The 13,214-nt window shown below is 60.3% G+C and carries 15 protein-coding genes; all 15 read right to left on the minus strand.

Annotation, left to right across the window (positions count from 1 at the left end; all coding sequences use genetic code 11):
* Positions 1-62: 62 nt before the first annotated feature.
* The 15 genes from der to iscU all read right to left on the minus strand — a co-directional run bounded on the left by der (position 63) and on the right by iscU (position 13,190).
* On the minus strand, positions 63-1,535 hold the full coding sequence (der, locus tag QR290_RS23960; RefSeq protein ID WP_085684610.1) for a ribosome biogenesis GTPase Der: 1,473 nt from the start codon (positions 1,533-1,535) through the stop codon (positions 63-65).
* Between the two features lie 141 nt (positions 1,536-1,676).
* Entirely contained in the window at positions 1,677-2,828 is a 1,152-nt protein-coding gene (gene bamB / locus QR290_RS23965; protein WP_039765728.1) for an outer membrane protein assembly factor BamB, read from the minus strand.
* Positions 2,821-3,462 (minus strand): tetratricopeptide repeat protein, encoded by a 642-nt coding sequence (locus QR290_RS23970; RefSeq protein WP_011335807.1) that lies wholly within the window; start codon positions 3,460-3,462, stop codon positions 2,821-2,823. Before QR290_RS23970 ends, bamB begins: the two co-directional genes overlap by 8 nt.
* 41 nt (positions 3,463-3,503) lie before the next feature.
* Positions 3,504-4,793, minus strand: coding sequence for a histidine--tRNA ligase (gene hisS / locus QR290_RS23975; RefSeq protein ID WP_192558927.1), 1,290 nt, complete (start codon positions 4,791-4,793; stop codon positions 3,504-3,506).
* A gap of 22 nt (positions 4,794-4,815) precedes the next feature.
* Positions 4,816-5,925 carry a flavodoxin-dependent (E)-4-hydroxy-3-methylbut-2-enyl-diphosphate synthase gene (gene ispG / locus QR290_RS23980; RefSeq protein ID WP_007956680.1) on the minus strand — a complete coding sequence of 370 codons (1,110 nt, stop codon included), beginning with the start codon at positions 5,923-5,925 and terminating at the stop codon, positions 4,816-4,818.
* Between the two features lie 3 nt (positions 5,926-5,928).
* The gene (locus QR290_RS23985) at positions 5,929-6,987 is read right to left on the minus strand and encodes a RodZ domain-containing protein (protein ID WP_115079106.1); all 1,059 of its coding nucleotides are present in this window, start codon (positions 6,985-6,987) and stop codon (positions 5,929-5,931) included.
* Positions 6,987-7,745, minus strand: a complete 759-nt coding sequence (gene pilW, locus QR290_RS23990; protein ID WP_115079107.1) for a type IV pilus biogenesis/stability protein PilW — start codon at positions 7,743-7,745, stop codon at positions 6,987-6,989. Before pilW ends, QR290_RS23985 begins: the two co-directional genes overlap by 1 nt.
* A 12-nt stretch (positions 7,746-7,757) precedes the next feature.
* Positions 7,758-8,906, minus strand: coding sequence for a 23S rRNA (adenine(2503)-C(2))-methyltransferase RlmN (rlmN, locus tag QR290_RS23995; RefSeq protein WP_115079108.1), 1,149 nt, complete (start codon positions 8,904-8,906; stop codon positions 7,758-7,760).
* A gap of 28 nt (positions 8,907-8,934) precedes the next feature.
* The gene (gene ndk / locus QR290_RS24000; RefSeq protein ID WP_039765715.1) at positions 8,935-9,360 is read right to left on the minus strand and encodes a nucleoside-diphosphate kinase; all 426 of its coding nucleotides are present in this window, start codon (positions 9,358-9,360) and stop codon (positions 8,935-8,937) included.
* Between the two features lie 88 nt (positions 9,361-9,448).
* Entirely contained in the window at positions 9,449-9,649 is a 201-nt protein-coding gene (iscX, locus tag QR290_RS24005; RefSeq protein WP_115079109.1) for a Fe-S cluster assembly protein IscX, read from the minus strand.
* A gap of 14 nt (positions 9,650-9,663) precedes the next feature.
* Positions 9,664-10,005 carry an ISC system 2Fe-2S type ferredoxin gene (gene fdx, locus QR290_RS24010; protein WP_007956685.1) on the minus strand — a complete coding sequence of 114 codons (342 nt, stop codon included), beginning with the start codon at positions 10,003-10,005 and terminating at the stop codon, positions 9,664-9,666.
* Positions 10,005-11,870, minus strand: coding sequence for a Fe-S protein assembly chaperone HscA (gene hscA, locus QR290_RS24015; RefSeq protein ID WP_115079110.1), 1,866 nt, complete (start codon positions 11,868-11,870; stop codon positions 10,005-10,007). The genes fdx and hscA overlap by 1 nt, the downstream gene beginning before the upstream one ends.
* A 51-nt stretch (positions 11,871-11,921) precedes the next feature.
* Positions 11,922-12,443: a co-chaperone HscB gene (hscB, locus tag QR290_RS24020; protein WP_115079111.1), complete on the minus strand. Its 522-nt coding sequence runs from the start codon at positions 12,441-12,443 to the stop codon at positions 11,922-11,924.
* Positions 12,444-12,451: 8 nt separating this feature from the next.
* Positions 12,452-12,775 (minus strand): iron-sulfur cluster assembly protein IscA, encoded by a 324-nt coding sequence (iscA, locus tag QR290_RS24025; protein ID WP_003227904.1) that lies wholly within the window; start codon positions 12,773-12,775, stop codon positions 12,452-12,454.
* 28 nt (positions 12,776-12,803) lie between these two features.
* A complete protein-coding gene (gene iscU, locus QR290_RS24030; protein WP_003227907.1) occupies positions 12,804-13,190 on the minus strand; it encodes a Fe-S cluster assembly scaffold IscU in 387 nt (128 codons plus the stop codon).
* Positions 13,191-13,214 lie beyond the last annotated feature (24 nt).

The following is a 13,214-nucleotide window of genomic DNA, read 5'->3' on the forward strand; positions in this document are numbered from 1 at the left end:
CCATCCGGCGCCCATAAAAAAAGGGCGCCAAACGGCGCCCCTTCTCTCTGTTCGCAGCGACCTTACTTCTTGTCGCGACGCTTCTTGCTGGCCTTCTTGTTGTGCGACATCAAACGACGCTTCTTGTTGACCTGGCGGTCGGTCAGCGTGTTCTTGTTGCCTTCGTACGGGTTCTCGCCGCCCTTGAACTCGATACGGATCGGCGTACCGACCAGTTTGAGCACACGGCGGTAAGTGTTTTCCAGATAGCGTACGTACGACTTCGGCACTTTCTCGATCTGGTTGCCGTGGATCACGATGATCGGCGGGTTCGCACCACCCAGGTGAGCGTAACGCAGCTTGATCCGGCGGCTATTGACCATCGGCGGCTGGTGCTCGCTGACCGCGTCTTCGAGAATCTGCGTCAGGCGGCTGGTCGGCCAGCGGGTGACCGCCGACTTGAACGAGTTCTGCACCGAGGCGTAAAGGTTGCCCACGCCAGTACCGTGCAGTGCCGAGATGAAGTGGATATCGGCGAAGTCAACGAAGAACAACCGACGCTGCAGCTCGACCTTTACAAAGTCGCGCTCACTCGGGGTCATGCCGTCCCATTTGTTGATCGCAATCACCAGCGCACGACCTGCTTCAAGGGCGAAGCCCAGCAGGTTGAGATCGTGATCGACCACGCCTTCGCGGGCGTCCATCACGAAGATCACCACGTTGGCGTCTTTAATCGCCTGCAGGGTTTTGACCACGGAGAACTTTTCGACTTCTTCGTGGATCTTGCCGCGCTTGCGCACACCGGCGGTGTCGATCAGCGTGTACTTCTCGTCATTACGCTCGAACGGGATGTAGATACTGTCGCGAGTGGTGCCGGGCTGGTCGTAGACGATCACCCGGTCTTCACCGAGCATGCGGTTGACCAGAGTCGACTTGCCGACGTTCGGACGGCCGATGATGGCGATCTTGATCCCGTCCTTTTCGCTCGGGCCAGGAATGCGCTTGGCTTCCTCGCCTTCAGCGACCACTTCTTCCTCTTCACCTTCGGCCGGCTCGTCATCATCGCGCGGGAAATCGCTCAGGGCGGTTTCCAGCAACTGCGTGATGCCGCGACCGTGGGCGCCGGCGATCGGGATCGCGTGGCCCATGCCCAGCGGGGCGAATTCGGCGCGGGCCATTTCCGGGTCGATGTTGTCGACCTTGTTGGCAACCACGTGGGAACGCTTGTTACGTTTGCGCAGGTGTTCGGCGATCATCTGGTCGGCGGCGGTGAAACCGGCCTTGGCATCTACCAGGAACAGAACGACATCCGCTTCTTCGATGGCCAGCAGCGACTGCTCGGCCATTTTTTCGTCCATACCATGCTCGTCACCGGAGATACCGCCGGTGTCGATCAGAATGTAGGAACGCCCTTGCCACTTGGCCTCACCGTACTGGCGATCACGGGTCAGACCGGACAAGTCGCCGACGATGGCGTCGCGAGTCCTGGTCAGGCGGTTGAACAAGGTGGACTTGCCGACGTTCGGTCGGCCCACCAGGGCGATTACGGGAACCATGCGGCTCTCCACTTCGTTATTTCAGAAAATACAAAAGCCGCTGCGAGGCAGCGGCTGGTGCTCGGGGCAACACCCGTGGGTGCTGCAAACCCTGCAGAAGCAAGGCCGCCTGGGGAGTTAACCCCAAGCATAGTCAAACCATTACTTGATGGTCAGGGCTTCCAGTTTGCCGCTGTTGCCATACACATAAATCGTGTCACCCACCACCAGCGGACGGGCACGCAGGCCGTCGCTGTCGATGCGCTCGCGGCCGACGAAACGACCGTCCACCTGACTCAGCAGGTGCAGGTAACCTTCCAGGTCACCAACTGCAACGTAGCTGGAGAACACTTCCGGCGCCGACAGTTGACGACGGGCCAGCGAGTCGTTGCTCCACAGTGCTGTGGTGGAACGCTCGTCGACGCCTTCAACGGTGCCCGACGACAGGCTTACGTAGACGTTGCCGAAACCCTGGGCAACACCGGCATAGCTCGACGCGTCGCGCTGCCAGAGTTGACGGCCGCTTTCCAGATCCAGTGCCGCAACGCGACCCTGATAGCTGGCAACGTACAGGGTGCCGCCGGACAGCAGCAGACCGCCGTCGATGTCGACCACGCGCTCCAGTTCCGAACGACCTTGTGGAATCGCGATCCGCTGTTCCCACACCGGCACGCCGTTGGAAATGTCGAGAGCGACCACTTTACCGGTCGACAGGCCAGCCACCGCGAGGCGGTTGGTGACGATCGGTGCGCTGGTGCCGCGCAGGGTCAGGACGGCCGGAGTGCTGTCATACACCCAACGCTGGTTGCCGGTGGACGCGTCCAGACCGATCAGACGATCGTCCTGGGTCTGTACCACCACCACGTCACCGTTGTTGGCCGGTGGCGCGAGGACTTCGCTGTTGACGCGCGAGCGCCACTTCTCTTCACCGTTGATGGCGTCGAGGGCAACGACTTCACCGCGCAGGGTGCCGACCATGACCAGACCGTAACCCACGCCAACGGCGCCGGACACAGGCAGTTCGAGGTCTTTCTTCCATTTCACGTCGCCATTGCCGCGATCCAGGCCCATCACGATACCGGTCACGTCGGCCGCGTAGATGGTGTCACCGTCGATCGCCGGCACCAGCATGTTGTACGTTTCGCCCTGACCGTCACCGATCGAACGGCTCCACTGCTTGTGCAGGACCACTTCTTCTTTGAAGTCGGTCAGCTCGGCCGGTGGCAGTTCTTTTTTGCTGTTGCTGCTGCAACCCGCGGCCAGAATGGCCAGAGCCAGCAATGCTGCATGCTTCCAACGGATCACGTCACGCATCCCCTTTGGCCAGGTCGTCCAGCTTGATTTGAAGGCCACCGACCGCCGCTTCATCCGACAGTGCCGCCTTGGCTTTTTGATACGCCGCGTTCGCTTCGTCGGTACGGCCCAGCTGTACCAGCAAGTCGCCCTTGAGTTCTTCGCGAGTGGCCAGGAACGACTTGTCGGCATCGCCTTCGAGCAGTTTCAGGGCTTCATCGGCCTTGTTCTGTGCGCCCAGTACTTGCGCCAGACGCTGACGGGCGATTTCGCCCAGCGCCGGGTTGGCCGGTTTGGCAACGATGGCCTTGAGTTCGGTCGCCGCGTCGTCCAGCTTGCCGCTGTCGACCGCTACCTTGGCCACGAACAGGCTGCCGTACTGCGCGTAGGCAGAACCGCCGAATTCGCTGTTGAGCTTGCCGGCCAGATCCGCAACGCGCGCGGCGTCAGGCTTGCCGTCCGGGGTCAGCGTGGTTTCCAGCAATTGCTGATAGAGCACCGAGGCGCCTTGCGACTGGTTGCTCTGATACTTGTGATAAGCCTGCCAGCCGAACACGATGACCAGCGCCAACAGGCCGCCGGTGACCAGAGGTTTGCCGTTGCGTGTCCACCAGTCCTTCAAATCCGCCAACTGTTCGTCTTCGGTACTCGACACCCCAATACTCCTTAATCGCTAAATCGGCTGTTTAGACAGCTTCAACCCTGCACGACGCAGGTGGCCAGGTGTGCAGCGAGCGCATCCCAGGCAATGCTTTGTTGTTCGCCCTGGCCACGCAGGGGTTTGAAACCTACCACTTGCTGGGCCATTTCGTCGTCACCGAGGATCAGTGCGTACAGCGCACCGCTCTTGTCGGCTTTCTTGAACTGGCTCTTGAAGCTGCCGGCGCCGGCATTGACTTGCAGGCGCAGGTTGGGCAGTTGGTCGCGTACACGCTCGGCCAGGGCCAGACCGGCCAGCTCTGCTTCTTCGCCGAAGGCGCAGAGATAGACGTCGACCTGACGGGAGATTTCTTCCGGGATCTGCTCCAGGGTTTCCAGCAGCAGCACCAGACGCTCGATGCCCATGGCGAAACCGACGCCCGGGGTCGGCTTGCCGCCCATCTGCTCGACCAGACCGTCATAGCGCCCACCCGCGCAGACGGTGCCCTGGGCGCCGAGCTTGTCGGTGACCCATTCGAATACGGTTTTGCTGTAGTAATCCAGACCACGCACCAGCTTCGGGTTGAGCACGTAAGGAATGCCGACGGCATCAAGACGGGCCTTCAGACCTTCGAAGTGGGCACGGGATTCGTCATCCAGGTAATCCGCCATTTTCGGCGCATCGACCAGCACCGCTTGAGTGTCGGCATTTTTGGTGTCGAGCACGCGCAGCGGGTTGGTTTTCAGGCGACGCTGGCTGTCTTCGTCCAGTTTGTCGTGGTGCGCCGAGAGATACTCGACCAGCGCTTCACGATAACGGCCCCGGGACTCGCTGGTGCCGAGGCTGTTGAGCTCGAGCTTGACCGCATCACGGATGCCCAGCTCGCCCCACAGGCGCCAGGTGAGCACGATCAGTTCGGCGTCGATGTCCGGGCCGTCGAGGTTGAACACCTCCAGACCGATCTGGTGGAACTGGCGATAACGGCCTTTCTGCGGACGCTCGTGACGGAACATCGGGCCGATGTACCAGAGTTTCTGCACCTGGCCACCGCCGGTGATGCCGTGCTCGAGCACCGCACGCACGCACGCGGCCGTGCCTTCCGGACGCAGGGTCAGGGAGTCGCCGTTGCGGTCGTCGAAGGTGTACATCTCTTTTTCGACGATGTCGGTCACTTCACCGATCGAGCGCTTGAACAGCTCGGTGAACTCGACGATCGGCATGCGGATCTGCTTGTAACCGTAGTTATCCAGCAGACGCGAAACGGTGCCTTCGAAATAACGCCATACCGGCGTCTGTTCCGGCAGGATGTCGTTCATGCCACGAATGGCTTGCAGAGACTTGCTCACAGAAATTCCTTAATTCGTTCGATCAGCCGCGCGCGATAACCGCTGCGTCAGCTTCGACCTTCTCGGCCGCTTTCTCGCGGATCAGCTTTTCCAGCTCGTCCACCAGATTGTCATTCGTCAGTTTCTGCGACGGCTTGCCGTCGATGTAAATCAGGTTTGGCGTGCCGCCGGTCAAGCCGATATGGGCTTCCTTGGCTTCGCCGGGGCCGTTGACCACGCAACCGATCACCGCGACATCCAGCGGCACCAGCAGGTCTTCAAGGCGCCCTTCCAGCTCGTTCATGGTCTTGACCACATCGAAGTTCTGCCGCGAGCAGCTCGGGCAGGCGATGAAGTTGATGCCACGGGAACGCAGATGCAAAGACTTGAGAATGTCGTAACCGACCTTCACTTCCTCGACCGGGTCGGCCGCCAGCGAGATGCGGATAGTATCGCCAATCCCCTCGGCGAGCAGCATACCTAGGCCCACGGCGGATTTCACTGTACCGGAGCGCAATCCACCGGCTTCGGTGATCCCCAGGTGCAGTGGCTGGACGATTTCCTTGGCCAGCAAACGGTAGGCTTCAACGGCCATGAACACGTCGGAAGCCTTCACGCTGACCTTGAAGTCCTGGAAATTCAGGCGTTCGAGGTGTTCGACGTGACGCAGGGCGGACTCGACCAGCGCGGCCGGCGTCGGCTCGCCGTATTTCTTTTGCAGGTCTTTTTCCAGGGAACCGGCGTTGACGCCGATGCGGATCGGGATCCCGCGATCACGGGCGGCATCGACCACCGCACGCACGCGGTCTTCGCGACCGATGTTGCCCGGATTGATGCGCAGACAGTCCACACCCAGTTCGGCCACACGCAAAGCGATCTTGTAGTCGAAATGGATGTCGGCAACCAACGGCACCTTGACCAGTTGCTTGATTTTGCCGAACGCCTCGGCGGCGTCCATGTCCGGTACCGAAACGCGAACGATGTCGACGCCGGCGGCTTCCAGACGGTTGATCTGCGCGACGGTGGCAGCGACGTCATTGGTGTCGCTGTTGGTCATGCTCTGCACAGCGATAGGGGCATCGCCGCCCACGGGCACGTTACCGACCCAGATCTTGCGCGATTCGCGACGTTTGATTGGAGATTCGCCGTGCATGACTTATTGACCCAACTTCAGGCGAGCGGTCTCGCCACTGGTGAACGGAGCGACATCGACCGGCTGGCCGTTGTAGCTGACCTGCGCGCCACGGGCAACGCCCAGACGCACGGCAAACGGAGGTTTGCCGACGACAGACAGGCTGTCGCCCTTACGCTTGAGGCCGCTGTACAGCACTTTGCCGCTGCCATCGGTCACTTGAGTCCAGCAATCGGCGATGAACTGCACCTGAACCTGGCCTTGACCCGCAGCCGGAGCAACTGGCGCTGTCGGCGCGGGTGCAGCAACGGCCGGGGTTGCCGGGGCAGTAACAGTCGGTGCAGGCGTGGCCGGGGTAGCAGGCGTTGGAGTTGCCGGAGCAGCCACCACAGGCGCTGGCGTATGAGCCGGTGCAGCCGGAGTAGCGGCTGGCGCAGCAGGTGCCGGAGCAACTGGTGCGGTCGCAGGAGCTGCAGCCTCGGTCTCGGCACCGGTCGATTCAGCCGTGGTTTCAGATTGAGGCAGCGCCAGAGAGGTGGAACCCTCGGCCTCGCCTTCCGCGACGGCCTGGTCTTCCGGCTCGTCCAGCGGATGAATCTGGGTGGTGCCGTCGGCGCCTTCGACTTCGACGTGCTCCGGCGCCAGGCCGATCAGATCCTTGGTACGCAGCGAGGTCTGATCCTGCCACCAGACGAAACCGCCGCCGATGACCGCGATCAGCAGCAACAGGCTGACGATACGCAAAATGGTGTGGGAAACCCGTACCGGCTCTTCGATACGGCCCAGGGCGTGGACGTTGCTGCCCTGGGAGTCGGTGCCGGTGGACTGGTCGAATTGCTGGACCAGAACGGTCTGGTCCATGCCGAGCAATTTGGCGTAGGCGCGAATGTAGCCGCGAGCGAAGGTATGCCCGGGCAACTTGTCGAATGCGCCGGCTTCAAGATTGCTCAGGGAAGTCACGGTGAGGTTGAGCTTGAGGGCCACTTCGGCCAGCGACCAGCCATTGCTTTCGCGGGCCTGGCGCAGGGTCTCACCGGGGTTAACGCGATTCGCTGCTACAACTTCGGGATGCGCCGCTTTCATCATTGCTCCGACAGGTATTGCTGATATTCCGGCGTACCGGGATAGAGTCGTTTTAATTGCAGGCCCGCACTGGCGGCCTTGTCGCGATCTTCAAATACTTTTGCCAACCGAACGGCGAGCAACAGACTACGTGCATTTTGCTCGGAGAGCTGGCTGAAACGGTCGTAATAGTCACGCGCGGGCACATAATGCCTGTCTTCGAATGACAACTCAGCCATTTCCAGCAATGCCCGTGGCTGCTGGCGATTCAAACGCAGCGCTTTTTCCAGCTGCTGCTGCGCCAGATCACGCTCCCCGAGCTTCGCCGCCGTCATGCCGAGGTTCTCGAACACTCGCGAACGCTCAGGATACAGGGTATCGGCGGCCGCCTGTTCAAAACGCTCGTAGGCTTCCTTGTAACGCTGTTCTTCGTAGAGAAAACTGCCGTAGTTGTTGAGGATGCGCGCATCGGCGGGACGGGAGGACAAGGCTTTGCGGAAGTGTTCGTCAGCCAGCTTTGGTTCCATTTCGGCCTGGAATACCAGCCCCAGCGCGGCATTGGCATCGGGATCCGAACCGTCCAGCTCCAGTGCCTTCTTGAGTGGAACCTTGGCCCGCTCGGTCATGCCCTGCTGCAGGTACCCCAGCCCCAGCTGCACGTAGGCAGCCCGCGCTTCGTCACGGCCCTTGCTGGTCTTCATCGGGTTGTAATCGCCCGACAGGACACAACCAGCACACAGGCTGGCCAACAGCAACAGCAGCGCAAAGCGCAGGGACATAGAGATCCTCTCTTAGTTAGTGTTCGCGGCGTTCTGTGCCAGATCGCTGTCGGCGCTCAATTCGCGGACGGCGATGTAACGTTCGCTGCGACGGGTGCGATCCAGCACCTGCCCTACCAATTGACCACAAGCCGCGTCGATGTCTTCACCACGAGTGGTGCGCACGGTGACGTTGAAACCGGCCTGGTGAAGCTGATCCTGGAACCGGCGGATGGCGTTGTTGCTCGGCCGCTCGTACCCGGAATGTGGGAACGGGTTGAATGGAATCAGGTTGATCTTGCACGGAATGTTCTTCAGCAACTCGATCATTTCCACAGCGTGCTCAAGCTTGTCGTTGACGTCCTTGAGCAAGGTGTACTCGATGGTCAGCACGCGCTTCTCGCCCAGTTCGGACATGTAGCGCTGGCACGACTCGAGCAGCATCTTAAGCGGATATTTCTTGTTGATCGGCACCAATTGGTTACGCAATGCGTCATTCGGTGCGTGCAGGGACAACGCCAGGGATACGTCGATGTGCTTGGCCAGCTCATCGATCATCGGCACCACACCCGACGTGGACAGGGTCACGCGGCGCTTGGAGATCCCGTAGCCCAAGTCATCCATCATCAGATGCATGGCGGTCACGACGTTGTCGAAGTTCAGCAGCGGTTCGCCCATGCCCATCATCACCACGTTGGTGATGGCGCGGTCGATGGTAGCCGGAACACTGCCGAAGGATTTGTTGGCAATCCACACCTGGCCGATGACTTCGGCGGCGGTGAGGTTGCTGTTGAAGCCTTGCTTGCCGGTGGAGCAGAAACTGCAGTCCAGGGCACAGCCTGCCTGGGACGAAACGCACAGAGTGCCGCGTTTGCCCTGGGGGATGTAAACAGTCTCGACGCAGCTGCCGGACGCCACGCGCACCACCCACTTGCGGGTGCCATCGCTGGAAATGTCCTCGCTGACCACTTCGGGACCACGGACCTCAGCAACAGCCTTGAGCTTTTCACGCAAGGCCTTGCTGACGTTCGTCATGGCGTCGAAATCATCGACGCCAAAGTGGTGAATCCATTTCATTACCTGACCGGCACGGAAACGCTTCTCCCCGATTGAGTCGAAGAATTTTTCCATTTCCGGCTGGGTCAGACCCAGCAGGTTGGTTTTAACAGTCGATATCGTCATGGATTCACCTTCACTCTTAAGCCAATGCTTAGCGAGTGGTTACTTCAGTAGCTGCGAAGAAGTAAGCGATTTCGCGAGCAGCAGCGGCTTCGGAGTCCGAACCGTGAACGGCGTTGGCGTCGATCGATTCAGCGAAGTCAGCACGGATGGTGCCTGGAGCAGCTTCTTTAGGGTTGGTAGCGCCCATCAGCTCACGGTTGCGAGCGATGGCGTTTTCGCCTTCCAGAACCTGAACAACAACAGGACCGGAAGTCATGAAGGCAACCAGGTCGCCGAAGAAACCACGAGCGCTGTGCTCAGCGTAGAAGCCTTCGGCTTCGGCTTTGGACAGTTGCTTCAGTTTCGAAGCTACAACGCGCAGGCCAGCGTCTTCGAAGCGAGTGGTGATCTTGCCGATCACGTTTTTAGCAACGGCGTCAGGCTTGATGATGGAGAAAGTACGTTGAACAGCCATGGTGTAACTCCAGAAACGGTAATTTGCGAAAAATTAAACCCGCGAATTATACGCGGGTTCTTGGGTATTGCCTAACCTGCGAGGACGATCAGTCCAATTCATCGGCCCAGAGAGTCTGAACCGCCTCTAACACCTTCTCGCCAACACGACCAGAGGTGCTGTCGAAACCCGGCAGCTCTTTGATCCACTGCTGCAACTCGACAAAATTGACAGAATACGGATCTACACCCGGCTTGGCTTCCGCCAGCTCTTCTGCAATACGTTGAACATCATTCCAACCGTAGCTCATGACAGTCTTACCAGTCAGTGCGGCGCTTCGGCCGCATGGTTAAGCGAATATTTCGGAATTTCGACGGTGATGTCTTCTTCACCGACGATCGCCTGACAAGCCAGGCGTGACTGGGCTTCCAGACCCCAGGCACGATCAAGGAAATCTTCCTCCAACTCGTCGGCTTCTTCCAGCGAGTCAAAACCCTCGCGGATGATGCAGTGACAAGTGGTGCAGGCGCAGACGCCGCCGCAGGCGCTTTCCATCTCGATGTGATGTTCGTGAGCCAGCTCGAGGATCGACGTGCCGGGTGCGGCGTCAACGACCATGCCTTCAGGGCAGAACTTCTCGTGTGGCAGAAAAATGACCTGCGGCATCAGATATCCTCGATTTCATTCAGATTGCGCCCGGACAGAGCGGCTTTCACCGTCTGATCCATACGACGGGCAGCAAAAGCATCGGTCACTTGCGACAGACGCTTGGTCTGCTGCTCGATGGCGTAACCATCGGTGCCTTTCATCAGTTCGGTCAGTTCCTGCACCTGCAGATCGATGACCATGCGCTCTTCGGCGTCGAGCAAACGCTCGCCATCCGCCTCAAGAGCGCCCTGCACCGCTTCGATCAGGCGCTGGGCATCGACTTGCTGCTCACGCAGAACGCGAGCGACCTTGTCGTCATTGGCGTGCTGGAACGATTCTTTCAGCATCTTGGCGATTTCGCCGTCGGTCAGACCATAGGACGGCTTGACCTGAATGCTCGCTTCAACGCCCGAACCCAGTTCACGGGCAGAGACGCTGAGCAGACCGTCGGCATCGACCTGGAACGTCACACGAATTTTCGCCGCACCAGCCACCATCGCCGGGATGCCGCGCAATTCGAAGCGAGCCAGGGAGCGGCAGTCGCTGATCAGCTCGCGCTCGCCCTGCAACACATGGATCGCCATGGCCGACTGGCCGTCTTTATAAGTGGTGAAGTCCTGGGCGCGAGCGACGGGGATGGTGGTGTTGCGCGGAATCACCTTCTCCATCAGGCCGCCCATGGTTTCCAGCCCCAGGGACAGCGGAATCACGTCGAGCAGCAGCAGCTCGCCGCCATCGCGCTTGTTGCCGGCCAGCGTATCGGCCTGGATCGCGGCACCGATGGCCACCACTTGATCCGGGTCGATTTCGGTCAGCGGCTGACGACCGAAGGCTTCGGCGACGGCTTCGCGAACACGCGGAACACGGGTCGAACCACCGACCATGACCACGGCGTGCACGTCTTCGAGCTCGACGCCGGAATCGCGGACGGCGCGGCGGCAGGCTTTCAGGCTGCGGGCAACCATTGGCTCGATCAACGCATCGAAAGCTTCGCGGGTCAGCTGTGCTTTCCAGTCGCCGTAAGCCACTTCAACAGTGTCGGCATCCGTCAGGGCTTCTTTGGCGGCGCAGGCGGCTTGCAGCAGGCTGCGTTGTGCGCCCGGATCGAGGTCGGCGGACAAACCGGCGCGCTCAATGATCCAACCGGCAATCGCATGATCGAAGTCATCACCACCCAGCGCGCTGTCGCCGCCAGTGGCCAGCACTTCGAAGACACCGCCAGTGAGGCGCAGAATCGAAATATCGAAGGTTCCGCCACCCAGATCGTAAATGGCGACCAAGCCTTCGGCATGCTGATCCAGACCGTATGCCACCGCTGCGGCGGTCGGCTCGTTGAGCAGACGCAACACGTTCAGACCGGCGAGTTTCGCCGCGTCCTTCGTCGCCTGGCGCTGAGCATCGTCGAAATACGCCGGAACGGTGATCACCGCGCCCACCAGCTCACCGCCAAGGGTGGCTTCAGCGCGCTGACGCAACACTTTCAGGATATCGGCGGAGACTTCGACCGGGCTTTTCGGACCCTGCACGGTGTCGATGAACGGCATGTGCGATTCGCCGCCGACAAAGCGGTACGGCAGCTGATCGCCCAATTGCTTGACGTCGGACAGACCACGACCCATCAAGCGCTTGACCGACAGCACGGTATTCAGGGGATCGGAGGACGCAGCCAGTTTGGCTGACTCGCCGACTTCGACGCGATCGGCGTGATAACGCACGGCGGAAGGCAGGATGACCCGCCCTTCGGCATCGGCCAGCGGCTCGGAAAGACCACTGCGCAACGCAGCGACCAGCGAATTGGTAGTGCCCAAGTCAATCCCCACAGCCAGACGACGCTGGTGCGGTTGAGGACTTTGGCCGGGTTCGGCGATCTGCAGTAGGGCCATCGTGATCAGGACTTATCTGTATATCAGGCGTGCGACCGTAGCGGCACTGGGTTAATCGTCGAGGCGCTCTTCTAACTGGCGCACTTCGTAGGTGAGCTTGTCGAGGAACTGCATGCGCCGCATCAGGCGTTCGGCCTGTTCGCGTTGCGCTGCATCATCCCAACAGGCTGCGAAGCTTTCGTTGAGCGCTTCCTGGGCGGTTTTCAGGCGACGCTTGAAAGCCGCGACACCGTCCAGGTCGGCACTGTCCTGCAGATCTTCAAGCTCTTCGCGCCATTGCATCTGCTGCAGAAGAAACTCGGGATCGTGGACGGTGACTTCCATCGGCACTTCATGCCCGCTGATGGTCAGCAGGTAGCGTGCGCGCTGGGCCGGACTCTTGAGCGTCTGATAGGCATCGTTGAGCCGCGCAGACTGCTCGAGCGCCGACCGCTGCTCGCGCTCGGAAGCATCGGCAAAGCGGTCAGGATGAACGCCGCGCGCCAACTCGCGATAGCGCGTGGCCAACTGCTCGAGATCCAGACGAAAGCCCGGTTGCAGCTCGAATAAAGCGAAATGACAAGGAATACCCACGACAAGCCTCAGATGTTGAAGCTTTCGCCGCAGCCACATTCACCGCGTACGTTGGGGTTGTTGAACTTGAAGCCTTCGTTCAACCCTTCCTTGACGAAGTCGAGCTCGGTGCCGTCGAGGTAGGCCAGGCTTTTCGGGTCGATGATCACCTTCTCGCCGTGACTTTCGAACACCTGATCTTCTGCAACCACCTCGTCGACAAACTCCAGCACGTAGGCAAGGCCGGAACAGCCCGTGGTGCGAACACCCAGACGAATCCCTTCACCCTTGCCGCGCCCGTCGAGGGAGCGTCGCACGTGTCGAGCAGCCGCTTCTGTCATGCTGATAGCCATCGTTGACTCCTTACTCGTCGCCCAATGCTTAGATCAAGCCTTTCTTCTGCTTGTAGTCGCGAACGGCCGCCTTGATGGCGTCTTCAGCGAGCACCGAGCAGTGGATTTTCACTGGCGGCAGGGCCAGTTCTTCGGCCAGCTGAGTGTTCTTGATGGTTTCAGCTTCGTCCAGGGTCTTGCCTTTCATCCACTCGGTAGCGAGGGAGCTGGAGGCGATAGCCGAACCGCAGCCGTAGGTCTTGAACTTGGCGTCTTCGATAACGCCCTGGTCGTTGACCTTGATTTGCAGACGCATCACGTCGCCGCACGCCGGGGCGCCGACCATGCCGGTGCCAACATCCGGGTCTTCGGCATTCATCTTGCCGACGTTACGCGGGTTTTCGTAGTGGTCGATGACCTTTTCGCTGTAAGCCATGATTCTCAATCCTCACTCATCAGG

It is taken from the genome of Pseudomonas fluorescens, assembly GCF_030344995.1.
Taxonomy (GTDB): domain Bacteria; phylum Pseudomonadota; class Gammaproteobacteria; order Pseudomonadales; family Pseudomonadaceae; genus Aquipseudomonas; species Aquipseudomonas fluorescens_BF.

What these genes read in the sequence shown, in the direction of transcription:
- bamB (WP_039765728.1), bottom strand. Translation starts at nt 2,828, where the DNA reads ATGCGTGACGTGATCCGTTGGAAGCATGCAGCATTGCTGGCTCTGGCC.
- iscU (WP_003227907.1), bottom strand. Translation starts at nt 13,190, where the DNA reads ATGGCTTACAGCGAAAAGGTCATCGACCACTACGAAAACCCGCGTAAC.
- ndk (WP_039765715.1), bottom strand. Translation starts at nt 9,360, where the DNA reads ATGGCTGTTCAACGTACTTTCTCCATCATCAAGCCTGACGCCGTTGCT.
- ispG (WP_007956680.1), bottom strand. Translation starts at nt 5,925, where the DNA reads ATGCACGGCGAATCTCCAATCAAACGTCGCGAATCGCGCAAGATCTGG.
- fdx (WP_007956685.1), bottom strand. Translation starts at nt 10,005, where the DNA reads ATGCCGCAGGTCATTTTTCTGCCACACGAGAAGTTCTGCCCTGAAGGC.
- iscA (WP_003227904.1), bottom strand. Translation starts at nt 12,775, where the DNA reads ATGGCTATCAGCATGACAGAAGCGGCTGCTCGACACGTGCGACGCTCC.
- pilW (WP_115079107.1), bottom strand. Translation starts at nt 7,745, where the DNA reads ATGTCCCTGCGCTTTGCGCTGCTGTTGCTGTTGGCCAGCCTGTGTGCT.
- QR290_RS23985 (WP_115079106.1), bottom strand. Translation starts at nt 6,987, where the DNA reads ATGAAAGCGGCGCATCCCGAAGTTGTAGCAGCGAATCGCGTTAACCCC.
- der (WP_085684610.1), bottom strand. Translation starts at nt 1,535, where the DNA reads ATGGTTCCCGTAATCGCCCTGGTGGGCCGACCGAACGTCGGCAAGTCC.
- hscA (WP_115079110.1), bottom strand. Translation starts at nt 11,870, where the DNA reads ATGGCCCTACTGCAGATCGCCGAACCCGGCCAAAGTCCTCAACCGCAC.
- iscX (WP_115079109.1), bottom strand. Translation starts at nt 9,649, where the DNA reads ATGAGCTACGGTTGGAATGATGTTCAACGTATTGCAGAAGAGCTGGCG.
- rlmN (WP_115079108.1), bottom strand. Translation starts at nt 8,906, where the DNA reads ATGACGATATCGACTGTTAAAACCAACCTGCTGGGTCTGACCCAGCCG.